26 protein-coding genes and 1 tRNA gene are annotated in these 24447 nt (G+C 59.4%); 7 read left to right on the forward strand and 20 right to left on the reverse strand.

Going from position 1 to position 24447, the window contains the following annotated elements; all coding sequences use genetic code 11:
• The 8 genes from AADH44_RS12480 to dnaK form a co-directional block, all read right to left on the reverse strand.
• Window positions 1-1017, reverse strand: a complete 1017-nt coding sequence (locus tag AADH44_RS12480; RefSeq protein ID WP_341953189.1) for a TIGR03842 family LLM class F420-dependent oxidoreductase — start codon at window positions 1015-1017, stop codon at window positions 1-3.
• A 79-nt stretch (window positions 1018-1096) separates the two neighbouring features.
• Window positions 1097-2560: a dihydropyrimidinase gene (gene hydA / locus AADH44_RS12485; RefSeq protein WP_341953190.1), complete on the reverse strand. Its 1464-nt coding sequence runs from the start codon at window positions 2558-2560 to the stop codon at window positions 1097-1099.
• A gap of 67 nt (window positions 2561-2627) precedes the next feature.
• Window positions 2628-3476, reverse strand: coding sequence for a nitrilase-related carbon-nitrogen hydrolase (locus AADH44_RS12490; protein ID WP_341953191.1), 849 nt, complete (start codon window positions 3474-3476; stop codon window positions 2628-2630).
• A 219-nt stretch (window positions 3477-3695) separates the two neighbouring features.
• Window positions 3696-4469 carry a DUF2071 domain-containing protein gene (locus tag AADH44_RS12495; RefSeq protein WP_341953192.1) on the reverse strand — a complete coding sequence of 258 codons (774 nt, stop codon included), beginning with the start codon at window positions 4467-4469 and terminating at the stop codon, window positions 3696-3698.
• Between the two features lie 13 nt (window positions 4470-4482).
• Window positions 4483-4917 (reverse strand): helix-turn-helix transcriptional regulator, encoded by a 435-nt coding sequence (locus AADH44_RS12500; RefSeq protein ID WP_341953193.1) that lies wholly within the window; start codon window positions 4915-4917, stop codon window positions 4483-4485.
• A 5-nt stretch (window positions 4918-4922) separates the two neighbouring features.
• Window positions 4923-5906: a DnaJ C-terminal domain-containing protein gene (locus AADH44_RS12505; protein ID WP_341953194.1), complete on the reverse strand. Its 984-nt coding sequence runs from the start codon at window positions 5904-5906 to the stop codon at window positions 4923-4925.
• Between the two features lie 17 nt (window positions 5907-5923).
• Entirely contained in the window at window positions 5924-6634 is a 711-nt protein-coding gene (locus AADH44_RS12510; protein ID WP_341953195.1) for a nucleotide exchange factor GrpE, read from the reverse strand.
• Window positions 6635-8506, reverse strand: a complete 1872-nt coding sequence (dnaK, locus tag AADH44_RS12515; protein WP_341953196.1) for a molecular chaperone DnaK — start codon at window positions 8504-8506, stop codon at window positions 6635-6637. It lies immediately after the preceding gene.
• A 274-nt stretch (window positions 8507-8780) separates the two neighbouring features.
• On the opposite strand from dnaK, the gene AADH44_RS12520 reads away from it, so the two are divergent.
• The 4 genes from AADH44_RS12520 (at window position 8781) to AADH44_RS12535 (ending at window position 12354) form a co-directional block, all read left to right on the forward strand.
• On the forward strand, window positions 8781-9014 hold the full coding sequence (locus tag AADH44_RS12520; RefSeq protein WP_341953197.1) for a helix-turn-helix domain-containing protein: 234 nt from the start codon (window positions 8781-8783) through the stop codon (window positions 9012-9014).
• Window positions 9007-10236 carry a HipA domain-containing protein gene (locus AADH44_RS12525; RefSeq protein WP_341953198.1) on the forward strand — a complete coding sequence of 410 codons (1230 nt, stop codon included), beginning with the start codon at window positions 9007-9009 and terminating at the stop codon, window positions 10234-10236. The genes AADH44_RS12520 and AADH44_RS12525 overlap by 8 nt, the downstream gene beginning before the upstream one ends.
• A gap of 108 nt (window positions 10237-10344) precedes the next feature.
• Window positions 10345-11802 carry an MFS transporter gene (locus tag AADH44_RS12530; protein ID WP_341953199.1) on the forward strand — a complete coding sequence of 486 codons (1458 nt, stop codon included), beginning with the start codon at window positions 10345-10347 and terminating at the stop codon, window positions 11800-11802.
• A 75-nt stretch (window positions 11803-11877) separates the two neighbouring features.
• Window positions 11878-12354, forward strand: coding sequence for a hypothetical protein (locus AADH44_RS12535; protein ID WP_341953200.1), 477 nt, complete (start codon window positions 11878-11880; stop codon window positions 12352-12354).
• Between the two features lie 5 nt (window positions 12355-12359).
• Here the strand turns inward: AADH44_RS12535 and AADH44_RS12540 are convergent, their stop codons facing one another.
• Genes AADH44_RS12540 through AADH44_RS12560 form a run of 5 tightly spaced genes read right to left on the reverse strand, consistent with a single transcriptional unit; the run spans window position 12360 to window position 16284 of the window.
• The gene (locus AADH44_RS12540) at window positions 12360-13217 is read right to left on the reverse strand and encodes a prenyltransferase (RefSeq protein WP_341953201.1); all 858 of its coding nucleotides are present in this window, start codon (window positions 13215-13217) and stop codon (window positions 12360-12362) included.
• The gene (locus tag AADH44_RS12545; RefSeq protein WP_341953202.1) at window positions 13210-13527 is read right to left on the reverse strand and encodes a lycopene cyclase domain-containing protein; all 318 of its coding nucleotides are present in this window, start codon (window positions 13525-13527) and stop codon (window positions 13210-13212) included. The genes AADH44_RS12540 and AADH44_RS12545 overlap by 8 nt, the downstream gene beginning before the upstream one ends.
• Window positions 13524-13841, reverse strand: a complete 318-nt coding sequence (locus tag AADH44_RS12550; protein WP_341953203.1) for a lycopene cyclase domain-containing protein — start codon at window positions 13839-13841, stop codon at window positions 13524-13526. Before AADH44_RS12550 ends, AADH44_RS12545 begins: the two co-directional genes overlap by 4 nt.
• 2 nt (window positions 13842-13843) lie before the next feature.
• Complete coding sequence (gene crtI / locus AADH44_RS12555; protein WP_341953204.1) at window positions 13844-15421, reverse strand: phytoene desaturase family protein; 1578 nt, start codon at window positions 15419-15421, stop codon at window positions 13844-13846.
• The gene (locus tag AADH44_RS12560) at window positions 15418-16284 is read right to left on the reverse strand and encodes a squalene/phytoene synthase family protein (RefSeq protein ID WP_341953205.1); all 867 of its coding nucleotides are present in this window, start codon (window positions 16282-16284) and stop codon (window positions 15418-15420) included. Before AADH44_RS12560 ends, crtI begins: the two co-directional genes overlap by 4 nt.
• A 106-nt stretch (window positions 16285-16390) precedes the next feature.
• Between AADH44_RS12560 and idi the strand changes: the two genes are divergently transcribed.
• Window positions 16391-16924: an isopentenyl-diphosphate Delta-isomerase gene (gene idi, locus AADH44_RS12565; RefSeq protein ID WP_341953206.1), complete on the forward strand. Its 534-nt coding sequence runs from the start codon at window positions 16391-16393 to the stop codon at window positions 16922-16924.
• Window positions 16925-16966: 42 nt separating this feature from the next.
• On the opposite strand, the gene dcd is transcribed toward idi, so the two are convergent.
• Window positions 16967-17572 (reverse strand): dCTP deaminase, encoded by a 606-nt coding sequence (gene dcd, locus AADH44_RS12570; protein WP_341953207.1) that lies wholly within the window; start codon window positions 17570-17572, stop codon window positions 16967-16969.
• Window positions 17573-17699: 127 nt separating this feature from the next.
• On the opposite strand from dcd, the gene AADH44_RS12575 reads away from it, so the two are divergent.
• A complete protein-coding gene (locus AADH44_RS12575) occupies window positions 17700-18272 on the forward strand; it encodes a helix-turn-helix transcriptional regulator (protein ID WP_341953208.1) in 573 nt (190 codons plus the stop codon).
• On the opposite strand, the gene AADH44_RS12580 is transcribed toward AADH44_RS12575, so the two are convergent.
• Window positions 18269-18934: a hypothetical protein gene (locus tag AADH44_RS12580; protein WP_341953209.1), complete on the reverse strand. Its 666-nt coding sequence runs from the start codon at window positions 18932-18934 to the stop codon at window positions 18269-18271. The genes AADH44_RS12575 and AADH44_RS12580 overlap by 4 nt on opposite strands.
• A gap of 101 nt (window positions 18935-19035) precedes the next feature.
• Window positions 19036-19731 (reverse strand): TVP38/TMEM64 family protein, encoded by a 696-nt coding sequence (locus AADH44_RS12585; protein ID WP_341953210.1) that lies wholly within the window; start codon window positions 19729-19731, stop codon window positions 19036-19038.
• Window positions 19732-19922: 191 nt separating this feature from the next.
• On the opposite strand from AADH44_RS12585, the gene AADH44_RS12590 reads away from it, so the two are divergent.
• Window positions 19923-19993, forward strand: a tRNA-Gly gene (locus tag AADH44_RS12590).
• Window positions 19994-20039: 46 nt separating this feature from the next.
• On the opposite strand, the gene AADH44_RS12595 is transcribed toward AADH44_RS12590, so the two are convergent.
• The 4 genes from AADH44_RS12595 to speB are packed head-to-tail and all read right to left on the reverse strand — an operon-like array spanning window position 20040 to window position 24402.
• Window positions 20040-21026, reverse strand: coding sequence for a carbon-nitrogen hydrolase family protein (locus tag AADH44_RS12595; RefSeq protein WP_341953211.1), 987 nt, complete (start codon window positions 21024-21026; stop codon window positions 20040-20042).
• A complete protein-coding gene (locus AADH44_RS12600) occupies window positions 21013-21867 on the reverse strand; it encodes a nitrilase family protein (RefSeq protein ID WP_341953212.1) in 855 nt (284 codons plus the stop codon). The genes AADH44_RS12595 and AADH44_RS12600 overlap by 14 nt, the downstream gene beginning before the upstream one ends.
• Window positions 21868-21923: 56 nt before the next feature.
• Window positions 21924-23375 (reverse strand): cytosine permease, encoded by a 1452-nt coding sequence (locus tag AADH44_RS12605; RefSeq protein ID WP_341953213.1) that lies wholly within the window; start codon window positions 23373-23375, stop codon window positions 21924-21926.
• Between the two features lie 46 nt (window positions 23376-23421).
• Entirely contained in the window at window positions 23422-24402 is a 981-nt protein-coding gene (speB, locus tag AADH44_RS12610; RefSeq protein ID WP_341953214.1) for an agmatinase, read from the reverse strand.
• Between the last annotated feature and the right edge of the window lie 45 nt (window positions 24403-24447).

Consider the following 24447-nt stretch of genomic DNA (forward strand, 5'->3'; position numbering starts at 1 on the left):
TTAGGCCTTCGCCGTCACAGTGTCGGTGAGGGCCGGGATCACCGTCTCGCCATAAACCCGCAATGTTTCTTCCTTATTGTCGTGCTGCAGGTAGCCAGCGAACTGGTCGACACCGAGGGCCCGCAGTTTCTCGAGCTTCTCGATATGCTGCTCCGCGGTGCCCATCACGCAGAAGCGGTCGACGATCTCGTCGGGAACAAACGCGGCGTGCGAGTTGCCTGCGCGACCATGCTGGTTGTAGTCGTAGCCTTCGCGTTCCTTGATGTAGTCGGTGAGGGCCTCCGGCACAGAGCCATCCGCACCGTACTTCTTCACGATGTCAGCGACGTGATTGCCGACCATGCCACCAAACCAGCGGCACTGGTTGCGCATGTGCTCCCAGTTGTCGCCGATGTACATCGGGGCGGCGACGCAGAACTTAATCGCCATCGGGTCGCGCCCGACCGCTTCAGCAGCGTCGCGCACTTTCTTGATCATCCACTCGGCAATGTCGAGGTCGGCAAGCTGCAGGATGAAGCCATCTCCGACTTCACCGGTGAGCTTGAGAGCGAGCGGGCCATACGCCGCCACCCATATTTCGAGCTCAGAACCTTTACTCCAGGGCAATTGAAGCTGAGCCCCGCCGTATTTCACCGATCGCGAGTTCGCAAGTTCCCGGATGACGTGGATCGAATCCCGAAGTTCCTTCAGTGTCGTGGGCTTGCCGTTGGTCACCCGCACCGCCGAGTCGCCACGGCCGATGCCGCAGATGGTGCGGTTGCCATACATCTCGTTGAGGGTTGCGTAGGTGGATGCCGTCACAGTCCAGTCGCGCGTGGCCGGGTTCGTCACCATTGGCCCAATCGTGATCTTGCGCGTCTCGGCCAAGATCTGACTGTATATCACATAGGGTTCTTGCCACAGAATGTGCGAATCGAAGGTCCACACATGGCTGAAGCCGTGGGCTTCCGCAAGCTTCGCAAGCTGGACCGTTCGTGATGCGGGCGGGTTGGTCTGAAGTACTGCTCCGAAATCCATGGTGCTCCTCGTTCGTGGTGGAGGTAGGCCGAGGCAGCATCCGCTGGCTAGTGCCGAACGGATGCTGCACAAGAACCGTTTAGGTCAGGTACTGGCTGAGGCCGCGCTTCATAAAGCGGCCATCACCCTTAGACCCGAGGTACTGGTCGTCGGCGACGATGACCTTGCCGCGTGAGATTACGGTGTCGACGCGCCCATCAATTTCGAAACCTTCCCACGCCGCGTGGTCCATGTTCATGTGGTGCTTTTTTCCGGTGGGGTTGCCATCGTCGTCAACGGGCATTCCAATCGACGTGTGACCGTTGGGGTCGTAGACAACGATGTCGGCGTCGGCCCCGGGCTGAATCACGCCTTTTCTGCCATAGATGCCAAACATTCGCGCAGGCGTTGTGCTCGTGAGTTCGACCCAACGCTCGAGGGTGATCTCACCGGTGACGACACCCTGATACATGAGGTCCATGCGGTGCTCAACCGAGCCGATGCCGTTCGGAATCTTGCGGAAGTCAGCGAGGCCCAACTCTTTCTGGTCCTTCATGCAGAACGGGCAGTGATCGGTAGATACCATTTGCACATCGTTCGTGCGCAGCGACTGCCACATGGCATCCTGATGCCCTTCTTCACGCGAACGCAGTGGCGTAGAGCACACCCATTTCGCGCCCTCGAAGTGCCCGTACTCCTCACTTCGCGCACCGAGCTGTTCCTCGAGGCTCAAGTAGAGATACTGCGGGCAGGTCTCGGCGAAAACGTTCTGGCCCCGGTCGCGAGCACCAGCGATTTGCTCGACGGCCTGCTTCGCGCTCACGTGCACCACATAGAGGGGGGCACCGGTGAGCTTTGCGAGCATGATCGCCCGATGGGTCGCCTCCTCTTCCATCTCCCAAGCGCGAGCGACACCGTGATAGTACGGGTCAGTCTTGCCCTGCTCGACCAACTGCTCAGCGAGAACATCGATCACCGGACCGTTCTCGGCGTGCATCATCGTCATCATGCCGGTGTCGCGCGACACCTGCATGGCCTTCAGAATCTGCGCGTCATCCGAGTAGAAAACTCCCGGGTACGCCATGAACATTTTGAAGCTTGTGATGCCCTCGTCGGGCAGCTTCGCCATGGCCTTGAGCGACTCGGGCGTAACGTCTCCCACGATCTGGTGAAAGCCATAGTCGATGGCGCAATTGCCCGCAGCCTTCGCATGCCACGCGGCGAGAGCGTCCTCGATGTGAGTTCCGTAGGTCTGCACGGCGAAGTCGATGATCGAGGTCGTGCCACCCCACGCCGCAGCGCGAGTGCCCGTCTCGAACGTATCGATTGCCGCGGTGCCACCGAAGGGCAACTCCATGTGAGTGTGCGCGTCAATGCCGCCCGGAATGACGTACTTTCCGGTGGCATCAACAACATGATCGACGGATGCCGCGACATCCGTTCCCAAAAGCGTGCTGCCCGGTGACAACACAGCTTTGATTACTTCGCCGTCGATGAGTACGTCGGCTGGGGCTCGCCCCGTTGAACTAACAACTGTTCCGCCGGAAATGAGAGTGGTGGCCATGATTCGCTCCTCTGCGATGTCGGGTGCCTGCTGATCCCCAGGTGCAAAAACAACCCGGAGGCTGTCGTTATGGCTTCGGGATCGAGGTGTAAGACTCCGGGCGACGATCACGGTAGAACTGCCAGTCATCGCGCATCTGTCGAATCATGTCCATATCGAGGTCGCGAATCATGATCTCTTCGTCAGTACCCGATCCGCGCTCGCCGACGAAATTTCCGCGCGGGTCGATGACCTGGCTGGTGCCATAGAAGTCGACCGCTAGGTCGCCATATTCGTTATCCTCGCGTCCAACGCGGTTCGGCTGAAGCACAAAATAGCCGTTGGCCACGGCCGCTGCCGGACCTTCAACCTCCCACAGCCGATTAGAAAGCCCCGGCTTCGTGGCGTTCGGGTTGAATACAATCTGGGCACCATTCAGGCCAAGCTCGCGCCAACCCTCAGGGAAATGGCGGTCGTAACAGATGTAGACGCCGATCGGGCCGACAGCAGTGTCGAAGACCGGGTAGCCCTTGTTGCCGGGGCGGAAGTAAAACTTCTCCCAGAATTTGTCGAGGTGAGGGATGTGGTGCTTGCGGTACGAACCGAGGTTCGTACCATCGGCGTCAACAACAACCGCGGTGTTGTAATAAACACCCGGCATCTCCTCTTCATAGATCGGCAGAACCATCACCAGATCGAGTTCTTTCGCGAGCGCCTGAAAGCGCTGCACGATGGGGCCATCAACGGGCTCCGCATAGGCGTAATACTTTTTATCTTCCGTGATTCCAAAGTAGGGGCCGTAGAACAGCTCCTGAAAACAAATGACCTGAGCACCCTGCTCTTTCGCATCACGAGCGAACTGCTCGTGTTTTTGGATCATCGACTCTTTGTCGCCGGTCCAAGTGGTCTGGGTAATTGCTGCGCGAACCGTCGTCATGGTGCCTCCTGAGTCGTTCGGCGTCGTTGCCGTCGACTCGGTGGGCGCTAAGCGCTCACCGAGCGCTGCTCAGATGCCGAAAAAGTGATAGCCACATGGGCCAGTCACCCGAATTAACATTTTCCAGCGTGAACATTTCAGTTGTGTTGTGCAGATGTGAAGTTGTGGTTACTCATCATGTCGCTTTGACAGCAAGGAGGCAATGGTAGAGGCGCGAATCTAGACCGCTCGTAAGCGCGCTTGCCAAACGCGACCGTGCTGCTGACTCTGCTGCGGAGCCGCAAATACGGTCGTCACTTCGCTCGCGTACATCACTGAGTCGGGGACACGATCAGCGAGGCCCTCAAAACCCGCAGCGGCAAGTAACCCGTCATCGAGGTGCACGAGCTCGGCAGGCTGCAGCGGCCACGGTTCGTGGTGATTGCGACAGTAGATCGTGCGTCCACGGCAGGTCTCGTGGAACCCCCAGCGCGCAGTCAAGAACATCGCCAGAGGGTCAGCCGCGAGCGCAACACTCGCCACGGGATCATCAATCGGCTGCACGATGATGTGGGATGCGGCATCCGGTTGACCGTGCCGTTTGGTTCGGTAAGCGATCTTGCCGTCACGCTCGCCAATTTTCATGGAAGCCCAGCGGTACGGCAATGCGAACACCGCCTGCGCTGTGAGCACCGGGATGAGGTGCGATGCTTCGAGAGAAAGAAACACAACTCCGCGGCGACCCTGCGCGTCAATTGAATACAGTCGCACATTCACTTCAGGAAAGTCACCCAACCACGGGATGCGGGGCCCGCCAAAAAATGAGCTGCGTGACATCTGAAACGCTATGAGCCCGACCCACGTGCTGCCGTCAATGGTGTCGGGGCGGCACCCGGCGGGCATGTACTGCTCGACGACGTTGGGGTCAACGCGCCAATGCAGAAATGTCACCTCGCTCCAGCGCTGCCGCAAGATCGCGGAGCTGCCGAGAGGGGGCGCGTCTGATGACATCATCGTGGCTGCCGCATCAGGAGAGAAGCTGGTTGTCGCGTCGAGTGAAGGGGCGCCACAGCACTACTTGATCGGAACGTTCGCCCCGAGTTCCCGCCTTAATCGAGATCACTTCACCGGCAGTGCCGGCCGCAAACACACGTCGACCGGGCTTCGCGAGCAGTTCATCCGCGAGTGCCGCTTCTAATTCGTGCACTCGCGAAGTCAGCTCACTCACCCGATTTTCAAGATCGAGGATGCGCTTGATGCCTTCGAGGTTGAGTCCTTCAGCACTCAATGCTGCGATCTCGCGCAATTGCATCACGTCGTGCATCGAATAACGCCGCGACCGACCGCTGGTTCTCGTGGGTGACACGAGACCCAGACGGTCGTACTGTCGCAGCGTCTGCGGATGCATGCCTGCCAGCTCTGCCGCGACGGCAATAGCAAAGGCGGGCGTGAACTCATCCATGATTGTCAGCTCCTGGCTTTAGCCATTAGGTCGTCTCGCGGGTTCTCTGCGGGCATAGCTTTAGCGAAAGCTTCGAGGTGTTCGAGGGCCGCCTCCGGGATGCGGTTGGGCACCGCCACTTGCACTTCGGCAAGAAGATCTCCAGTTGCTTTAGCCGTGGCTACCCCACGACCCTTTACTCGTAATACTCGTCCACTCGGAGTTCCCGGCGCGACCTTCAGTTTCACCGGGGCCCCACTCAGCGTTGGTACCTCGATGGTGGCGCCAAGCACTGCTTCCGCAAACGTCACGGGCACCACAACCCGAAGGTTGTTGCCGTCTCGTTCGAATACCGGATGCTTGCGTACCGAAACAGTCAGCACCAGATCGCCTGGTTCCCCACCGTTCGGGCTCGGTTCACCCTTTGCCTTGAGGCGGATCTTCTGCCCGTCGCTAACTCCCGCAGGAATCTTCACGTTCATCGGGCGACCGCCCGAGGGCTGGAGTTTGATCGTTTCGCCGTTAATGGCTGTGCCGAAATCAAGCGTTGTGGTTGCCGCTAGGTCGCGACCCTTCGCCGGACCACCGCGGAACCCAGCAGGACCGCGAGCACCGCCAGCTGGCCCACCGAACATTCCGCCGAGGAGGTCTTCGAAGCTTGCGCCCGACTGCCCGCCAGCGTACCGCTGACCCCCTGCGCCGCCAGCGCCAAACATGCCCCCAAAGACATCTTCGAAGCCGCCGGATTGGCCGCCCGCTTGAAAGCGAGCGCCCGACCCCATGGCACGAACCTGATCGTACTCTTTGCGCTGTTCGGGATCTGAAAGCACCGAATGCGCTTCGCTGATCTCTTTGAAGCGAGACTCCGCTTTCGGATCTCCTGGATTGGAGTCCGGATGAAATTGACGCGCGAGTTTACGATAAGTCTTTTTCAGATCGGGCGCTGTGACATCTTTCGATACCCCCAGCACCGCATAGAAGTCCTTATCGAACCAATCTTGGCTAGCCACTACACGCCACCCCCGGCCTAATCAGTGGGGCCTGAGACAGCAACCTTCGCGGCGCGCACAACGCGCTCACCAAGAATGTAGCCAGGCTCGACCACGTCAGCGATCGTGTTTTCGCTCGCTTCCGGGTCGTTCAAGTGCACAACTGCTTCATGGAAGGCGGGATCAAACAGTTCGCCCTTCTCACCAATCTTGCGAAGGCCGAACCGCTCAAAACTGGAGTGAATCTTCTGAGCGACCAGAGCCAGAGGGCTGCCTTCGATGATGTCGCCATGCTTGTCTGCACGGTCTAGATCGTCGAGAGCAGGCAGCATCGAGCGAATGACGTCAGCGATGACAGCTTCACGGTTGGCGACTCGATCGCGCTCAACGCGCGTGCGGAAGTTCACCAATTCGGCCTGAGAGCGCAACATTTGGTCACGCATTTCAGACACGAGGTCGCGGCTCGCGTCATCGAGTAGTTGCTGATCTTCTGCACTCAGCTCGTCTGGGTTCTTTTCGGACTCGGCATCCATTGTGGCCTCATCGGACTCCTCGCCTGAGCCGGATGACTCATCGACTGTCTCCTCGGCGGCATCCTCGCTCTCAGCGGGCTGCCCCCCGGCTGCTGCAGATTCCCCCGCAGCAGCCGAGTCAGCGGAACGAATGTCGCCAGTTTCCGGATCAACGCGACGTTTGTCGCGGATCACCGGCTCTCTGGGCTCGTCGTGGTCTTTATTTTTGTCTGACATCTACTTCTTGTCCGTAGCCGAGTCAGCCTCGTCGTCGTCAACAACTTCTGCATCAACGATGTCCTCGTCAGAGTTCTCGTCGGTGGGAGCTTCGGTTCCTTCTGCAGGCTCAGGATTTTCTTCCTGGTGCTTGTAGATTGCTTCGCCGATCTTCTGCTGGCTCTCGCTCAGCTTGTCGAATGCGGTCTTCACCGCCGCTTCGTCATCGCTGGCAAGCGCCGAGTTGAGCGCGTCGACGTCGGCCTGAACCTCAGTCTTGACGTCTTCTGGGAGCTTCTCTGCGTTGTCGGTGATGAGCTTTCCGGTGGAGTACGCGAGCTGCTCGGCATTGTTGCGAACCTCTGCGGCTTCACGACGTGCCTTGTCTTCTGCAGCGTGCTCTTCACCTTCACGAACCATGCGCTCGATGTCATCCTTCGACAGGCTTGAACCGCCCGTGATAGTCATCGACTGCTCCTTGCCGGTGCCCTTGTCTTTAGCAGACACGTGCACAATGCCGTTGGCGTCGATGTCGAAGGTGACCTCAACCTGCGGAATTCCGCGCGATGCTGGCGCGATGCCGGTGAGCTCGAAGGTTCCGAGGTTCTTGTTGTCGCGAGTGAACTCACGCTCACCCTGGAACACCTGAATCGAGACGGAAGGCTGGTTGTCATCCGCGGTGGTGAAGGTTTCGCTTCGCTTGGTCGGGATGGCGGTGTTGCGGTCGATGAGCTTGGTCATCATTCCGCCCTTGGTCTCAATGCCGAGGCTCAGGGGGGTGACGTCAATGAGCAGAACGTCCTTGCGCTCGCCCTTGAGTACACCGGCTTGAAGTGCTGCACCGACGGCAACAACCTCGTCGGGGTTGACGCCCTTGTTGGGCTCCTTGCCACCGGTGAGCTTCTTGACGAGCTCAACAACAGCAGGCATGCGAGTGGATCCACCGACGAGCACCACGTGCGCTACGTCGCTGAGCTTCACGCCAGCTTCTTTGATTACGTCGTTGAAGGGCTTCTTCACGCGCTCGAGTAGGTCGGCGGTGAGCTCTTCAAACTTTGCACGTGAGAGCGACTCGTCGAGGTTGGCGGGGCCGTTCTCAGTGAGCGAGAGGTACGGAAGCTGGATGCTTGCCGACGTCTGTGAGGAGAGTTCCTTTTTCGCCTGCTCGGCAGCTTCCTTCAGGCGCTGCTTAGCGATCTTGTCGCCAGAAACGTCGACTCCAGTGGAGTCCTTGAAGCGCTGGATTAGGTAGTCAACGACGCGGGCATCCCAGTCGTCACCACCGAGGCGGTTGTCACCCGAGGTGGACTTAACCTGGATGGTCGAGAAGTCGTCGTCTTTGCCCACTTCGAGCAGCGAGACATCGAACGTTCCACCACCGAGGTCGAACACGAGAATGAGTTCGTCTTCTTTGCCCTTGTCGAGGCCGTAGGCGAGTGCGGCAGCGGTGGGCTCGTTGATGATGCGCAGAACGTTGAGGCCCGCGATCTCACCAGCTTCCTTCGTTGCCTGACGCTCAGCGTCGTTGAAGTAGGCGGGAACGGTGATTACCGCGTCGGTGACGTCTTCACCCAGGTACTGTTCGGCGTCGCGCTTGAGCTTGGCAAGCGTGCGGGCCGAGATTTCCTGCGGGGTGTACTTCTTATCGTCGATCTCCACCTTCCAGTCAGTACCGATGTGGCGCTTGACGGATGCGATGGTGCGGTCAACGTTAGTGACGGCCTGACGCTTTGCGGTTTCACCAACGAGGACTTCGCCATCCTTGGTGAATGCGACGACGGATGGCGTAGTGCGCATTCCTTCGGCGTTTGCGATGACGGTGGGTTCTCCACCTTCGAGTACGGCAACCACTGAGTTTGTGGTTCCGAGGTCAATACCTACTGCTCGAGCCATGTGCTCTTACTCCTTTAAGCGTTTGGGTGTGCGAACTTGAGTCGCTTACTGTCAAGTTTCCACCTCTGCGGAGCGAGAGTCAAGCTGCGTAGCTGAAAGTTGAGTGTGTATGACTCAACTGTCTATGTACCAGCTGGGATCTATGACTGAAGTGGAGCGTTCTGTTATTGCGAAAACGTGTGACCCGCGCTGGTTTACGATTTCGTAATAAAATGATATCTTTACGAAAACGTAGTAGGTTGTGTCAACCTCGAAACGCAGCAAGGGGAAGTCGATGCGATACACCACACGGGTCACCGGGCCGGACTCGCTTGGTCAACTCATCCAGCAAGCCCGTGTGGCTTCCGGGCAGACTCAGGCTGAGCTCGCGGACGAACTGGGCATATCCCAACGAACGATCACCGAAATCGAAACCGGGAAATCGACCAAGCAAATGCGACGGGTGTTTCAGCTGCTCACGACAGTCGGCGTAACTCTCAATGGCGAGTGGGAAGTGAGCGATGGTTGAGCTCGCTGTAGAGCTTTACGGCCAGCGGTTCGGGGTTATCTCGGGAGATAACTACCGCTCGTTCGACATCACTTTCGACCCCTCCGCCATCGCAACGTTCGGCGCAAATAGTCGCATGCTCTCAATGGCAGTCCCGCTGGCATTGCAGCCTAAACGCAGTCTTGCGAGACGGCGCCGCAACTATTTTGCAGGTTTGCTGCCGGAGGGCACCCAACTGGAGAGCATGGCGAGGAACGCCCAACTCAACGAGTTTGATGTGCTGGGCTTGCTGGCTCGGTATGGCCGCGATGTCGCTGGGGCAATCCAGATCTGGGATATCAATGATCCCAGCGAACCGCGCACACCAAAAGCTGTGCCCGTGACTGCCAGCGAGGTAAGCCACATGCTCAAAGACTTTGCCGGGCAGCCACTCGGCAATGCCCGACGGGGCGGAAAGACGTCACTTCCCGGCGTTCAACCCAAGATTGTGCTCGCACAAACCACAACAGGGTGGGCACGGGTTGAAGACGGGTACCCGTCGACACACATCCTCAAGCCGGTCGTAGAAAAATATCCGACCATGATCTTCGACGAAGAGTATGGCTCCCGGTTCGTGAGGGCTCTCAAGCTTGCCGGATTTGGTTCCACGCTTCAACAGTTTGATGGCACCGAGGCGTTGGTCATCGAACGCTATGACCGCAGTACCTCAGCACCCGACGGTCGCATCCATCAGGAAGATCTTGCTCAGGCGCTCGGAGTTCCCACCATTGAGAAGTACGAAAAATATGGCGCGGTGACTCTGGAACGCCTCAGCCGTTTATTGGCAGAGACCGACGAACGAAACCCGTGGCTCACGCTCGCGAAGATGCTCACGCTGAGTGTGGCTGTCGGCAACCTCGATATGCACGCCAAGAACATGTCGCTGCTGCATCCGGCAGACGGCACCGTGACTATTGCACCCATGTACGACGTGGTTCCGCAGACACAGTACGACACGGATGGAGAATTCGCGTTCCGTGTCAATGGCAAGCTCGACCACGCCTCCATCACCAAAGCTGACATTGTTGACGAGGTGACGAAATGGGGAACAGGGCGCGCCGAAACGGTCGTCAACGAAACTTTAGAGTTCGTGCGGGATATGGCTGCGACAGAGACGCCACACCCCTCAGCAGAGCCATCCCTGCAGGAGCGTATTCACCGATTCAGCCAGAACCTGCTCGACAATCGCATGGTGGGCGCATAGCGGCCCTCTCCGCGCCCACGTATCCCCACTCGAGCGGACACGCCCCAATGTGGCTGATATGACTCTTTGTTGTACCAATTGTTTACCGCGCACCACTAGCCTGATCGCATGACGGACAAGAATCCCGACAACGAAGTCCCGAGGTCTCCCGCTGTTCCCCGCGTCGCCAACACGCGCGCGATAGGAACGGTGGGGCAAGGTCTGATCGCGGACGCACCCATCCCGAAGAGTCGCGTTCGCGCTTGGGCTTTATGGGATTGGGGCTCGGCAGCATTCAATGCTGTCGTCACGACATTCGTCTTCAGCACCTACCTCGCGAGTGGGTTGTTCATCGATCCGGAGATCGTTGCCGCCGCTGGCGATGACGCCAAAAACCCCGCCCTCGTGCTTGCCGGAGCCAACAACACCACCATTATTTCTGGCGCGCTCACCATTGCCGGAATCCTTGTCGCACTCTTGGCGCCCATCCTGGGCCAGCGTTCCGACGGCTCAGGTCGTCGCAAACTGTGGCTCGCCATCAACACCGGACTCGTCGTGGTCGCTATGGGCGCCATGTTCTTCGTGGCACCGATCCCCTCGTATATTTATCTTGGTGCCGCACTGCTTGCGGCAGGAAACGTCTTCTTCGAGTTTGCGAGCGTCAACTACAACGCCATGCTTGTGCAGGTCTCAACACCCACAACAGTAGGCCGGGTGTCGGGCTTCGGTTGGGGCATGGGCTACATCGGCGGCATTGTTCTGCTGATCATCCTGCTCGTACTGTTCATTCAAAACTTTGGCAGCGACACCGGCAACGGGCTATTGAACGTGCCCTTCGGCACTGAGGGCGGCGCGCTTGATGTGAGGTTCGCGATTCTTGCTTCCGCAGCGTGGTTCGCAATCTTCGCAATTCCCGTTCTCATCGCAGTACCCGAGATTCCGGCTGGGGCGCGAGAAAATCGGGTGAGCTTCTTCGCGAGCTACGCCAAACTCTTTGGCACCATAAAGGCACTCGCCAAGAAGAGTCCCCAGGTGCTCATGTTCCTGCTCGCCAGCGCGGTGTTCCGTGACGGACTCGCAGCGGTATTTACCTTTGGCGCGATCATCGCGGCGCAGGTATTTGGGTTCAGCCCGAGCGAAGTCATCTACTTCGCCGTCGCCGCCAACCTCGTAGCCGGTATCGGAACCTTTATTGGTGGCTGGCTCGATGACAAACTCGGCGCCAAGAATGTCATCATCGGCTCACTCGTCGGACTCGTGCTCGCGGGGCTCGCAGTGCTCTTAATCGGTGACGCCAAAACCGGGTTCTGGATTGCTGGGCTCTTCCTGACCCTCTTCGTCGGCCCAGTTCAAGCTGCCAGCCGCAGCTTCCTCGCCCGCATCACGCCGGCCGGGCGCGAAGGCGAAATCTTCGGGCTCTATGCGACCACAGGCCGTGCCGTCAGCTTCCTAGCCCCTGGACTGTTCACTCTCTTCGTCGCCCTCACCGGAGACACTCGCTTTGGCATCATTGGCATCGTGATCGTCTTGCTGGCCGGGCTCGCCCTCATGCTCCCCGTCAAAGCGAAACAGTCCGTAATCGACTAGCCAGCGGTCCGTACAGCGGGAGCCCCCACGCGTTTCGCCCGGTCGCGCAATCGAGGAGAGGAGTACTGTCAGTTTATGGACACGCAACAACCCATCGGTTACTGGGTGAAACTTGTTGACCGGCTCATCGACGGCCTATTCGCCACCACCCTCGAAGAACACGGAATAACCAGAAGACAGTGGCAGCTGCTGAACGTACTGTCGCAGGATGCGGCGGGGGTTGAGCGGCTCGACAGAGAGATCGCACCCTTTCTCAGTCCCGCGAACGCCGCCGTGCCTCCGGAGACCCCTGGTGCACACATGAGTTCGCTGGAGTCGTTGACCGAACTTGTCGAAAGCGAGTGGCTGACAACCGACGGCTCCCTCTACGACCTGACTGATCGCGGGCGTGCGGTCGTAGAGCGGCTCACGGCCGTCATCGCAGACGAACGCACACGGGCGACTGTTGGCGTGACTCTTGAACAGTACGAAACTGCCGTGACCGTCCTCGAGACGATGGCCCGCAACCTGAACCCCGAAGGCTTTACAGGGCCGCCACCGCCCACACCATAGCGGCTCTAGCGGATCAGCGCCCACCAGATCAGGAGCATCGTCACGAAAAACCCGGTGACGAAATTGAGGGCCAAGAACTTGCGCCAACCGCGATTCGCTGACGCTGCTGTGGCATCCGTGATGGTCCAGAACGGCGCGCACATCGCGGCATACGGCAGGACCAGAATTGCTGCGAGTGGGCCAGGCCAGGCAGCAAAGAGTAAAAACACCCCACCGGCAAGGTAGGCGAGAACCGCAAATCGCGTCGTCGCGCGAGCGCCGATCACGGTGCCAATCGATGAGATGTCGGCGGCGCGGTCAGCCAGCACATCCTGCACCGCTCCGAACGCGTGCGATGCAATCCCCCACAAGAAGAACGCGGCGAGCACCGCCCACAGTTGCGGCGTAAACGCAGCCCCCGCCAACACCAGTGCGTAGATTGCTGGCGACACAAAGTGCGTACTTGAGGTCACAGAATCGAGGAAGGGACGCTCCTTGAAACGCAGGCCCTTCGCCGAATACGCCACCACGGCGAACATGCTGACGAGCAACACGAGCCAAGACAACGGGTTGCCGACAACCACGAGATACGCAATGAACGGGAGTGGCGTGACCGCAGCGGCAATGAGCGTCGGCCGGTGCATCCGCGGGGCAAGCAACGCACCCTCAACCCCGCCCTTGCGCGGGTTTCGGAGGTCAGATTCATAGTCGAACACATCGTTGATGCCATACATCGCCAAGTTGTAGGGCACGAGAAAGAAAATCGTGCCCAACACAAATGTGAGATCGATCGTGCCCGTCGTCAAGAAATACGCTGCCGCGAAGGGGAACGCAGTGTTCACCCAGCTGAGCGGGCGAGACGACAGGAAGAGATCCTTAAGCATTGGTGCCTTTCCGGGAGTCGCGCGAACCGAGCAGTGTCCACAAGCACGGAAGTGCAACAACGGCCGCGATTGTGTAGGCGAAGTCTTCAAGCGGGGCGACTCCGATGAAGGCACCACTAATGGCATCCGCGCTGTACCCGACGAGACCGACCGAGATCATTATGTTGTCGAAGACCGCAGTCATGATCAGGAGGATGCCCGCAGTGATCGCGATTGCGTGCCACTGCGGAGTGCGCCGAGTGGCGACCGCAGTGATCGCAAGCGCGACAACGAGAGCGAGAAAGACCGCGTTGAGCAACCAGTAGGTCATGCTGCGACCACCTTGGTGCGGGTCAGGGCGCCGTAAACGTTCATGGTGAGGTAGCAGAGCAGAGTCAAGAAGAAGACTTCTTCGAGCGGCACCTCAGGGGCGATTAATAGACCGGTCATAAAGTCCGTTTCACCGCGGAAGAAGATGCCGAGCCCCACCCCGAAGAAATCCCACACGAGAAAGAACACAACCCCCGCGACCAGAACGATCGTTGCGCGACGTGCATCTCGCCAAAAGAACAGCGTGAACCGTCGATCAAGCACCACCATGCCCGTCAGCGAAATTAGCAGCGCAACAAGGTAGAGAACGATCACGGCTACCCTCGCGGCCCAGACTCAACCTGCGCAGCGAGTGGCTCAGGAAGCGGACCAGGAGAGGTATCGCCGCGCAATCGCTTAACGAGTACCTCGGCACTGATAAGACACATCGGCAGTCCGATACCGGGAATCGTCGAGCCGCCAACATAGTAGAGGCCCTTGACCTTTTTACTCACATTGCCCGCGCGGAAGAAAGCACTCTGCTTAAGCGTGTGTGCTGGGCCCAGCGCGGTACCGCGCCAGGCGTTAAGGTCATCGGCAAAGTTGCCCGGGCCAACCGTGCGGCGAACCGTGATTCGCTCGGCAAAATCAGGGATGCCGGTCCAGTCACCGATTTGAGCGATCACGTTGTCGGCGAGCATTTCGATTCGAGTGTCCCCATCACCATTGAGCTCACCGCGACCGATGCTCGGGTCGGCAGGAATCGGAACCAGCACGAAGACGTTTTCGAAGCCATCCGGTGCAACATTCGGGTCAACACCACTGGGCTTGCAGATATAGAGGGAGGCTGGCTCGGGCACGGTCGGGTTGTCTCCGAAGATCGCCTCGAAGCCTTCTTGCCAGTCCTTCATAAACAACAGTGTGTGGTGCTCGAGTTCGGGCAGTTCTCCCTTGACCCCCAGATACAACAGCAGCGCGCTAGGGCCAGGGATCTTCGTGTCCCAATACGACGCCGGATAGGTCTGTTCCTCAGCGGCGAGCAACTGGGTTTCGGTGTGGTGGAGGTCCGCGGCCGATACAACAATGTCGGCGTCGGCGAACTGGATCGCGCCGTGAGCATCAACGTATTCGACTCCCGTGGCAACACCATTGGCGGTCACGATGCGAGTGACCTTAGCGTTGGTGCGGATCTCAACACCGGCGCCCCGAGCAACGTCGGCGATGCTCTCGATCACACGAGTGAACCCACCCATGGGGTAAAGAACGCCGTCGGCGAGGTCGAGGTGGCTCATGAGGTGATACATGCTGGGCGTGAGATACGGCGACGATCCCAGGAAGACCGCCGGGTAGCCCAAAACTTTGCGCAGGCGGTCATCTTTTACCGTGCGGGCCACGAGCCGCGAGAGCGGTTCAATCAGCAAGCGGATGAAGCGGGCTGCCTTAGCGAGCACCGGTTTTGTCGCGCTCGTGCGTAGGTCAGCGAACGTCGTGTAGAGGAAGTACTGCTTAGCGAGTTCGTAGGTTTCTTCCGCCGACTTCAGGTACTTCTTCATTCGAACAGCTGAGCCAGGCTCGATGCTTTCGAACAGCGCAAGGTTCTCGTCAAGGTCTGTCGAAATATCGATTGGCGCGGTTTCGTCCTCGAAGTAGACCCGGTAACCAGGATCGAGGGTTACCAGCGATAGTTGCTCTTCAGCACTCGTACCCATGAGCTTGTAGAAGTGGTCGAACACTTCTGGCATCAGATACCACGAAGGGCCGGTGTCGAACCGGAAACCATCATGCTCCCACGATCCGGCACGACCGCCTACCGCAGGCAAACCTTCAAGGAGCGTGACCCTGTGGCCTTCCTTAGCGAGCAAAGCAGCACTCGCAAGTCCTGCAATACCTCCACCAATAACAACGACGTCACTCATACGCGAGGACTCACCCCAATCGCGGCGGCCGCAGCCAACCGAAGTTTGACAACATCAGGAACGCGCACACGGGTGCGCACCAGGTCACTAGCCGGAGTCGCCCGGATGCGCTTCGACAGCTGTGCAAAGAGGGAGTGCGCGAGCGCAACCGCCTTCTTGCTGCTGGAGGGAAGTTGTGAGCCGATTACAGCATCCCGCAGGTCGGCATCTAGGTCATCGAGAAGTCGAACTTTTTCTTCCTCGGTGAAGGTCGCAATATCGATGCCAGGGAAGTAGCTTCTGCCGAGTGTTTCGAAGTCGTCGGCCAGATCGCGCAAGAAGTTAACTTTTTGGAACGCTGCACCGAGCGCGCGTGCGCCGTGTTCGAGTTTGGCGCGCTGCTCGTCGCTGACATCATGCCCGTGGAGGAATGCGCACAGACACATGAGACCAACGACCTCGGCCGACCCGTAGACGTAGCGCTCGAAGCTTGACTGATCGTGCACCTTCTGGCTGAGATCCATGCGCATCGACTCAAAGAAGGGGGCCGTCAGCTCGGCACCGAATGACACTTCGCGGGCGGTCAAAGCAAAAGCGTGAACGATGAGATTCGAGCTGAAACCGAGCTCCATCGCGTTCTCGGTTTCGCGTTCGAGTTCGTTAAGTTGGCGCGTAGTGGCAACTAGGTCAAGGCCAGCCTCCTCAGCACCGCCGTCAACAATTTCGTCAGCGATCCTCACGAGTGCATAAATGTTCTCAACGTGCTGACGAACCTCCATCCCCAACAGGCGGGAGGCAGCAGAAAATGACGTCGAATAGCTGCGGATGACAATGCTCGCAGCGTCTTCAGCGACCCGATCGTAAAGCTTGAGGCGTGTGCTCACGCGCGCCGACTTTCTGACTGCCAGCGCACATTAGTTAGGCTGTGTTCACGGCGGCACAGCGCGTGCGTCGTTCCGAATCTATCCACATAGGCAGACTATCGCGATCATGACTGAATTCTCTGAGCAGGTCGTACTCCTCTCCAACGCAGGCGAGCACATTGGGGTCGCTGATAAAGCCCTCGTGCACACGACCGACACCGCACTTCACCTCGCGTTCTCCTGCCACGTCTACAACGCTGACGGCCACGTGCTCGTCACACGACGCGCGCTCAGCAAACTCACCTGGCCCGGAGTGTGGACCAACTCCTTCTGTGGGCACCCGGCCCCCGGTGAAGACATGGCTGACGCACTTATTCGGCGGGCACGTTACGAACTGGGAATTACCATCAGCGACGTCGAGCTTGTGCTGCCCGACTTTCGCTACCGTGCCGTCGATTCCTCCGGCATTGTCGAGAACGAGATCTGCCCCGTGTACCGTGCAGTGACCGCGGATCACGCCGCCCCTAACCCCGACGAGGTTGCCGAATTCGAGTGGGTTGACCCACAATCGCTGCATGCCGCCGTGGCCGCAACGCCGTTCGCGTTCAGTCCTTGGCTGGGGTGGCAGTTGGAGCAGCTCGATAAGCTCGGCGCGAACTAGCCCCATCCGCTAGGTGCGGCAAACGCGAACCCTCGACGCCCCCTAGCCCCCGATAGACCCGGCGTCGTTCGCCCGCACGTCGGTGAGGTGGAAGTTCTTAAAGCTGCGGCTCGCCGTCGGGCCACGCTGACCCTGATAGCGCGAACCGTACTGGCCAGAGCCGTAGGGCGATTCAACGGGGGAGGTCGTTTTGATGAAACACAACTGCCCGATCTTCATCCCGGGCCAGAGCTTAATCGGCAGGGTCGCCACGTTGCTGAGTTCGAGCGTGACATGACCCGAGAACCCGGGATCGACAAAACCCGCGGTGGAGTGGGTGAGCAAGCCGAGTCGCCCGAGCGAGCTTTTGCCCTCAAGGCGCGCGGCGACATCATCGGGCAGCGTCACGAGTTCGAAGGTGGAGCCGAGCACAAACTCTCCGGGGTGAAGAATGAACGGCTGGTCGGCATCCACCTCCATCAGATGAGTGAGATCGGGCTGATCTTCTGACGGATCGATGAAGGGGTATTTGTGGTTATCAAAGAGTCGGAAGAAGCGGTCTAGCCGCACATCAACGCTCGATGGTTGAACCATGTCGAGATCGAGAGGTTCGAGGCCAATGCGACCAGACTTGAGTTCGGCCCGGATGTCGCGATCACTGAGAAGCATGGCCTAAGACTAGCGAGTCGCTGGAGCCAAAGAGAGGCCCCGCACGCAAAGGAGTGAAGCTGCGAGCACTAAGTGAGCACGCAGCTTCCTTCCGTCTGGGGCTCATGCTTGCCCTACGATTAGGGGCATGTCGACGACAACTCGCTTGGTCGTGCTCGGCGCTGTGCATCAGTTTCAGCCTGTTCACGGCTACTTTCTCCGCCGCGAGCTCACGGCTAGGCACATCAACGAATGGGCGAACATTCAGCCTGGCTCCATCTACAACGCGCTTCGTTCGCTCAAGAACGATGGCTACCTGGCGGAGAATGGAACCGAAACCGCCGGCAATCGCCCTGAGCGCACCACCTACCGCATGACAGACGAGGGCGAAGTCGAGTTGCTGCGGATGCTGCGCAACGCGCTCTGGAACGTCGAAGTCTTCGACACCAAACCTGTCATGGTGCTCACGTCATTCATGTATGCCCTGCAGCGTGAAGAAGTCCTTGCGGGGTTGTTGCACCGAGTAAGTGAAATCGATGTTCGAATCACCAGCAACACCCGCCACATTGGAGATGTCGCGACCTCGACATCGACGCCCCGCTATGTGCGCGAAATTTTCGAACTCGCCACCGCCCGCCTGCGCGGCGAGCAGCAGTGGGCCCGAGACATGATCGAACGTATCCGTGGCGGCGACTATGTCTTTGCCAGTGAAGAGGACTAGTAGGTGCGTGTGGGGTTCGCGAGGCGCACCTCATCGAGAGCCGCGTTGGCAACGTCGGTGGTAAGGCTGAGACTCGTTCCTGAGGCGTGAATCCACAGGTCACCAACAAGGTAATGGGTGTCTGCGGTGGTGCTCACCATGTTCTCGCCTGATAACTCGAGCGTTGTGACCCCGCCGCTGGTAGCACCAAGGAAGCCCGAGGCGAGAAGTGCGGCTTTGAGGTTTGCTGCGTCGGTGTCAGTGATATCGGTGACGGTGAGGCTGAAGCCACCATCAGAGTTAGGCACACCCCAGACACAGTTTTTGGCAATCGATGCGTTTGAGGCTGCTGTGCCGATCTCGGGTAGTTCGTCACCACGGATCGGCACCGAGTCATCATCACCCAGCACTTGAGTGCTGTCCGAGAACAAACTCTTGGCAGAGCTCAACGGCAGCATGGTGTCGCAACCCGGAATAATGAGCGGCTCAATTGTGGGGAGCGGCGTTGAGGTTGCCGTTGTGGTGTTCGTGGGGGTCGGAGCTGAACTCGACGCTGTTTGCGCAGTCCCGCCACCGCATCCGGCGAGCGCAACTAGCAGCAGCACTGCGGATGTCGCAGCCGCTGTCACCGTCGGGCGACCCTGCGTCGCAGCCACCCTGTTGCTTGCGCTCCTAGCGTTCATGCCTGAAGCGTAGCCCTGCCCAGTGTCGCAGGGGAAGAGAGTAGTTTCTACTGTGGAGAATCTGGTTCGTGGCCTGACGAGAACTCGCAACTATTCGTCGATCATGACTCGGGCTGCTCCCCGCTCGGTTCAGGGGCCACCTGGTGTGGGGTTGTCTGGTCTGCGCGCAATCGGTGCGCTACAACAATTCCGCCAATGGTGAGCACGCCGAGCGCGCCGAGCGCAATAAAGAATCTGCCGTCGAGCGCCGCTCCATAGGCGCCGACGGCGACATACGCGATCGTTCCGGGGATGATCCCGATGACCGTACCGAGGGCATAGTCTCGAATGCGCACAGCCGTGAGCCCGGCCGTGTAGTTGATAAACGTGAATGGGATCACCGGAATAAGTCGCACCCCGATCACCGAGAGCAGACCCCGCCGCCGCAACATCTCGTCTACCGCCCGTACTCGCCCGCCGGTAAATCCTTCGACGGCATCCCGGCCAAGCAGCCTGCCAAGAACGAAGGCGAGCGTTGCCCCAAGAAGGGCCCCCAGTATTACGACGACAATCCCCACGGCCAGTCCCCAGACCGCCCCGGCAGCAATGCTGATGACGGTCTTCGGAACTGGGGCGAGAGTGAGCAGGGCGAAACCGACGATGAATCCTGTCACGCCCAAAATCCCCGCACTCTCGGTCCACGAATGAATCTGTTCCAAGGACGGAAGGTGAAGGGTAAGCGCCACGACGACAACGATGAGGAGAAAGACGGCTAGCGCGCCAGCTCGCCACAGGATCGCCGCGCGGGTCTTATTCATTGGCCAATGCTACGTCCGCGACGGCTACTGCGCCTGGGGTGTGGCGCGCTGAGCCCAGCCAGCTCGTTGACGTTCGAGATGCTGCCGCCACCGGAGTGATCGGGAATGTTCATGCCAGCAGGCTAAACCCACCTACCTGTTGCCCTAGGGAATAGCGGTGCGTAAATTGTATTGAACGGCTGCTGCCGTGTGCGGATGTAGTTCAGTGGCAGAACTTCAGCTTCCCAAGCTGATAGCGCGGGTTCGATTCCCGTCATCCGCTCCGAGTGTTCGTGTTCCCCGTTAACGACGGATGAGCTCAGGGCCACCTAGTCGGTGAACTGGACCCCACCGTTGTGTCGGCGGCGATCAACGCTGAGGGTGAGCACGTCGGGGCGCGAGTAGTGGCCCGCGACATCGAGGTCATGGCTGTGTGCGTTTCGCGCACCCAAATCTAGGGTCGCAATGATGGTGCACGCTTCGCCAACAACGGGCTCGACAACCCAAGACCCGTCGGGGCCGACCACGCCAGAACCGCCACTGAAGAGGAGACCCTGCTCGGGAGCATCCGGCCCAACCCCCTGCCGGTAGGCGGCACGAAGCTCACTAGGCACATCATCCGTCGACAGGTATTGGCCAGCACAGATCACGAAACAGCGACCCTCAAAGGCGTACGAACGCGACGCGATGTGATGCATCTCGGGAACGTCAGGCCACGCCGCAATATGGATCTGCTCATCCTGCGCATGCAGTGCTTGGCGCGCGAGCGGATTCCAGTGCTCCCAACACACCAGCCCACCCACACGCCCAGCGGGAGTATCAACAACCCGAAGACCGGCACCGTCCCCCGCGCCCCACACAATTCGTTCGGTGTGCGTTGGGGTGAGCTTGCGATGCAGATTCAGCGTGCTGCCGTCGGGGCCAATGGTGATGAGCGAGTTGTACAGCGTGCCCGACTCGCGCCCGGCACGCTCATTCAGGCCCATCACAACAGTGACCGCATTACTGCGAGCAGCTTCTCGCACAGGCTCGAGATCATCCTCAGCAGACCCCGGCTCGCCAACAACGGGGCTCTCTTCTAGCAAACGTCGGTACCAGCCCTGAGCGACCTCGTCGCGCCACCCGGCCAGCCCAAACACCCACGCGGGGTAACAGGTCAACCACGTCTCGGGAAAGACCACCAACTGCGCGCCCTGCGCTGCGGCATCCGCAATGTGCGTCACCGCACGGCGGAACGACTCTGCAAGATCAAGAACGGCAGCAGGATGTTGGATGATCGCCACTGTCGTCTCGGTCCCAGAACTATGCGCTGCCATGAGCACGCCTTTCGGCCTCGAAATACAGTTCCGGGCGCCGGTCGGCATGAACGTCATTAAGTTCACTGATTTTTTTGTTGCGCGCGTCACTCAGGTCAAGCTGGGCAACATGCATGCCGGCCTCGCCCAGTTCGAGTGTTGTGAGGGGGAAGCCATCAGCATCCACGATCACGCTGCCCCCCAGCCAGTCCTGCCCGCGTTCACGCCCGGCACGATCCGCTGCGGCAACAAACATGCGGTTCGTTGCCGCCGCGGCCTGAACTTTGACGACCTCAATGGGCCGCTCACCCTCTGGTGCGGGATAGAGCGGCCAATTCACCGGGCAACACAGCAGCTCTGCGCCCTCTAACGCGGCTGTGCGAACCCACTCAGGGAACTCAAGGTCGTAACACACCATCACACCGATACGTCCAACCGCGGTATCAACCACCGGAGGGATCCCTGTGCCGGGCGTGAACAAGTCAGCTTTTTCGTTGTTCCACAGGTGCGCTTTGCGATAACAGGCACGCACTCCAGTCGGGTCGACGATCACAGCAGAGTTATAGATCTCTCCAGAACCATCAGCCTCGGCAAACCCACCAACAATAATCAGATTGTGCTGTGACGCGAGCGCCACCCACTCACTCACAGTGGGACCCTCGACAGATTCGGCAACAGAACGCAGCTCGTCAATGTTGGCGAACATGTAGCCCGTGTTTGCGAGCTCAGGCACAACCACAACCTGAGCACCGGCATCCACAGCTCGTGTAATGGCAGAGCGCAATGACTGACGATTCGCCTCAACATCGCCAACCACCAGAGATACCTGGCAGCTTGCAACAGTCACCGTGTTGTCAGTCATTGCGCTCCCCTACTTTTCTGGCCGGTGCAGCGTGGCCCGTACCCAGCGTTCGGTACCTAGTGTCCGGTGCCCTCGAGCGTACGCTCGCTGACTTCGCGGGCAGCCTCCTCAGCCTTGAGATCGAGGTTGCGCGAGAAGATGTAGTAGAGAACTCCCGAAACGAGCAGTCCGACCACGAACGACAAGTCCGCACCACCCAGGGCCACAGCAACGGGGCCCGCAAAGAACGTGGTTGAGAAGAACGGAATCATTGCCGCAAACCCAATGAGGTACGCGGTCACCCCGCGCCACGCCCAGTTACCGTAAATACCCTTCGGCGAGAAGATTTCGGTGATGGCGTACTTGCCGTGTCGAACCAGATAGAAGTCCACCAGGTTCACCGCGGTCCACGGCACCAAGAAATACAACATCATGATGACGAAGTCGTTAAAGCTTCCCAAGTAGTCATCCGGAATGAGCAACGCGATCAGCAAGGTGAGCAGTCCAACGGCAGTGAGACCAATGACCCGCAAGCGCAGAGTCGGACGAACCTGCTTGAACCCGTCAACAGCACTCGTACCGGTAAGCATCGCACCGTATGCATTCACGCCCATAATCGACAACAGTGCGACGGTCGACACGAGCACAGCGAAGGTGCCGAAGCCGGGGAAGAGCGAGTCACCCACCTCCTTGATGGCACCAATCGCATCCGCATTCGGGATGTTGGCAGCCAGCAGCGCGCCCAGGGACATCAGCCAAATCGCTGACCCAGCAGCACCCACATACACCCAGGTGATGAGCTTGGGGGCGGAAACGTTCTGTGGCAGGTAGCGCGTGTAGTCAGAAACGTAAACCGAGTAGCTGATGTTGTACCCAGCCGCGAGCGAGAACTGCACCAAGAACGCCGTCGTGTTCCACCCGAGAGCGGTCTCATCAGTGGCGATCGCAGCGCCAACACCCGAGTAATTGACGATTGCCAAGACGGTAATAATGGCGAAGACGGCCACCAGCAGGCCAGTGAGCCAACGCTGGATGAAGTGCAGCAGGTCGTGACCGACCACCGCAATCACAATCGAAACGATGATCAGGATCGGATACCAGACCAGCTTGCCGCCCGGAAGAACCAGCTGGAGCCCCTGCGTTGCGAGAATCACATCAAAGACAAGGAAGCCAATATAGACGAACACTGTCGCCGTGAACGGCACAATCACTCCACGACGCCCGAACTGGGCGCGCGATTGGATCATCTGCGGAAGGCCCATCCGCGGACCCTGGTTGGCATGGAATGCCATGAAGAACGTTCCGAGGCCAGCACCGAGCACGACGGCCAGAATGCTCCAACCGACGCTGAGTCCGAGAACGGGGCCGATGAATCCGGTGACCAGAGTGGGCAAAACAAAGTTGCCGGCAAACCAGAAAGGCCCCTGGTGCCACACTTTGCCGTGCCTCTCGGCTCGGGGTACGTAGTCGATTGAGCGGGTTTCCAGGCGGGACTCCCGCTGTACCGACGATACAGGTGCGGTTGACATCATTGTCCTCTCGGTTATTCGTTGATTTCGGGTATCACACTGAGGTTTACGGGGCGGGCGTGGCGTCGGGGTTACGCGCGGAATCCGGCGTCATAGCCGAAATGATTTCGTACGCCACATGGGATGCTGCGACCGCGGTAATCTGTGCGTGGTCATAGGCGGGGGCGACTTCGACAATGTCTGCCCCGACGATGTTGACGTTGCGCAGTGCTCGCAACATCGTCAGCAGTTCGCGGCTGGTCATTCCGCCAGCCTCTGGAGTTCCGGTTCCTGGCGCGTGCGCCGGGTCGAGCACATCGATGTCGACGGAAACGTAGACAGGTCGATCACCGAGTCTGGTGAGCATCCGGTCAATCGCACTCTGGAGCCCCTCGGTCTCGATTTCGACGCTCGAAATAATCGCGAAACCCAGACGTTCGTCATCGCGAAGGTCATCACGTGAATACAGCGGACCACGGATGCCCACATGCGTGCTTGCCTGCATGTCGATGAGCCCCTCTTCTGAGGCTCGACGGAAGGGGGTGCCGTGTGTGATGGGAGCACCGAAATAGGTGTCCCACGTGTCGAGGTGGGCGTCGAAGTGGAGCACCGCGATGGGACCATGCTTCGCAGCAACTACCCTCAGGAGCGGAAGCGCGATGGTGTGGTCACCGCCGATTGTCACGAGTCGTTTGCCGTCGGCGCTCAGCTCAGTGGCAGCCTGCTGAATCTGGGCTACGGCTTCGTCGAGGCTGAACGGGTTTGCGGAGATGTCTCCGGCATCCACCACCTGCTGGGTGCTGAACGGGGCGACATCCTGCGCAGGGTTGTATGGGCGCAGCAGTCGTGACGCTTCGCGCACGTGGGCCGGACCGAAGCGGGCACCGGGACGGTAGCTGACGCCGCTGTCGAAGGGAACACCGACGACAGCGATATCGGCACGCGGAACATCTTCGATTCGAGGCAAGCGGGCGAATGTTGCGATGCCGGCATAGCGCGGCACGATGCTCGCGTCGGACGGGCCGATCGGTTCGGTCTGGTCAGTCATCGTTGCCGCTTCCCTTCGTTGGGCCGGATGAGATACTTATGTGAA

This window comes from Salinibacterium sp. TMP30, from assembly GCF_038397785.1.
In the GTDB taxonomy this organism is placed as follows: Bacteria; Actinomycetota; Actinomycetes; order Actinomycetales; family Microbacteriaceae; genus Rhodoglobus.

What these genes read in the sequence shown, in the direction of transcription:
- AADH44_RS12480 (WP_341953189.1), bottom strand. Translation starts at nt 1,017, where the DNA reads ATGGATTTCGGAGCAGTACTTCAGACCAACCCGCCCGCATCACGAACG.
- hydA (WP_341953190.1), bottom strand. Translation starts at nt 2,560, where the DNA reads ATGGCCACCACTCTCATTTCCGGCGGAACAGTTGTTAGTTCAACGGGG.
- AADH44_RS12490 (WP_341953191.1), bottom strand. Translation starts at nt 3,476, where the DNA reads ATGACGACGGTTCGCGCAGCAATTACCCAGACCACTTGGACCGGCGAC.
- AADH44_RS12495 (WP_341953192.1), bottom strand. Translation starts at nt 4,469, where the DNA reads ATGATGTCATCAGACGCGCCCCCTCTCGGCAGCTCCGCGATCTTGCGG.
- AADH44_RS12500 (WP_341953193.1), bottom strand. Translation starts at nt 4,917, where the DNA reads ATGGATGAGTTCACGCCCGCCTTTGCTATTGCCGTCGCGGCAGAGCTG.
- AADH44_RS12510 (WP_341953195.1), bottom strand. Translation starts at nt 6,634, where the DNA reads ATGTCAGACAAAAATAAAGACCACGACGAGCCCAGAGAGCCGGTGATC.
- dnaK (WP_341953196.1), bottom strand. Translation starts at nt 8,506, where the DNA reads ATGGCTCGAGCAGTAGGTATTGACCTCGGAACCACAAACTCAGTGGTT.
- AADH44_RS12520 (WP_341953197.1), top strand. Translation starts at nt 8,781, where the DNA reads ATGCGATACACCACACGGGTCACCGGGCCGGACTCGCTTGGTCAACTC.
- AADH44_RS12525 (WP_341953198.1), top strand. Translation starts at nt 9,007, where the DNA reads ATGGTTGAGCTCGCTGTAGAGCTTTACGGCCAGCGGTTCGGGGTTATC.
- AADH44_RS12530 (WP_341953199.1), top strand. Translation starts at nt 10,345, where the DNA reads ATGACGGACAAGAATCCCGACAACGAAGTCCCGAGGTCTCCCGCTGTT.
- AADH44_RS12535 (WP_341953200.1), top strand. Translation starts at nt 11,878, where the DNA reads ATGGACACGCAACAACCCATCGGTTACTGGGTGAAACTTGTTGACCGG.
- AADH44_RS12540 (WP_341953201.1), bottom strand. Translation starts at nt 13,217, where the DNA reads ATGCTTAAGGATCTCTTCCTGTCGTCTCGCCCGCTCAGCTGGGTGAAC.
- AADH44_RS12545 (WP_341953202.1), bottom strand. Translation starts at nt 13,527, where the DNA reads ATGACCTACTGGTTGCTCAACGCGGTCTTTCTCGCTCTCGTTGTCGCG.
- crtI (WP_341953204.1), bottom strand. Translation starts at nt 15,421, where the DNA reads ATGAGTGACGTCGTTGTTATTGGTGGAGGTATTGCAGGACTTGCGAGT.
- idi (WP_341953206.1), top strand. Translation starts at nt 16,391, where the DNA reads ATGACTGAATTCTCTGAGCAGGTCGTACTCCTCTCCAACGCAGGCGAG.
- dcd (WP_341953207.1), bottom strand. Translation starts at nt 17,572, where the DNA reads ATGCTTCTCAGTGATCGCGACATCCGGGCCGAACTCAAGTCTGGTCGC.
- AADH44_RS12575 (WP_341953208.1), top strand. Translation starts at nt 17,700, where the DNA reads ATGTCGACGACAACTCGCTTGGTCGTGCTCGGCGCTGTGCATCAGTTT.
- AADH44_RS12580 (WP_341953209.1), bottom strand. Translation starts at nt 18,934, where the DNA reads ATGAACGCTAGGAGCGCAAGCAACAGGGTGGCTGCGACGCAGGGTCGC.
- AADH44_RS12585 (WP_341953210.1), bottom strand. Translation starts at nt 19,731, where the DNA reads ATGAATAAGACCCGCGCGGCGATCCTGTGGCGAGCTGGCGCGCTAGCC.
- AADH44_RS12595 (WP_341953211.1), bottom strand. Translation starts at nt 21,026, where the DNA reads ATGGCAGCGCATAGTTCTGGGACCGAGACGACAGTGGCGATCATCCAA.
- AADH44_RS12600 (WP_341953212.1), bottom strand. Translation starts at nt 21,867, where the DNA reads ATGACTGACAACACGGTGACTGTTGCAAGCTGCCAGGTATCTCTGGTG.
- AADH44_RS12605 (WP_341953213.1), bottom strand. Translation starts at nt 23,375, where the DNA reads ATGTCAACCGCACCTGTATCGTCGGTACAGCGGGAGTCCCGCCTGGAA.
- speB (WP_341953214.1), bottom strand. Translation starts at nt 24,402, where the DNA reads ATGACTGACCAGACCGAACCGATCGGCCCGTCCGACGCGAGCATCGTG.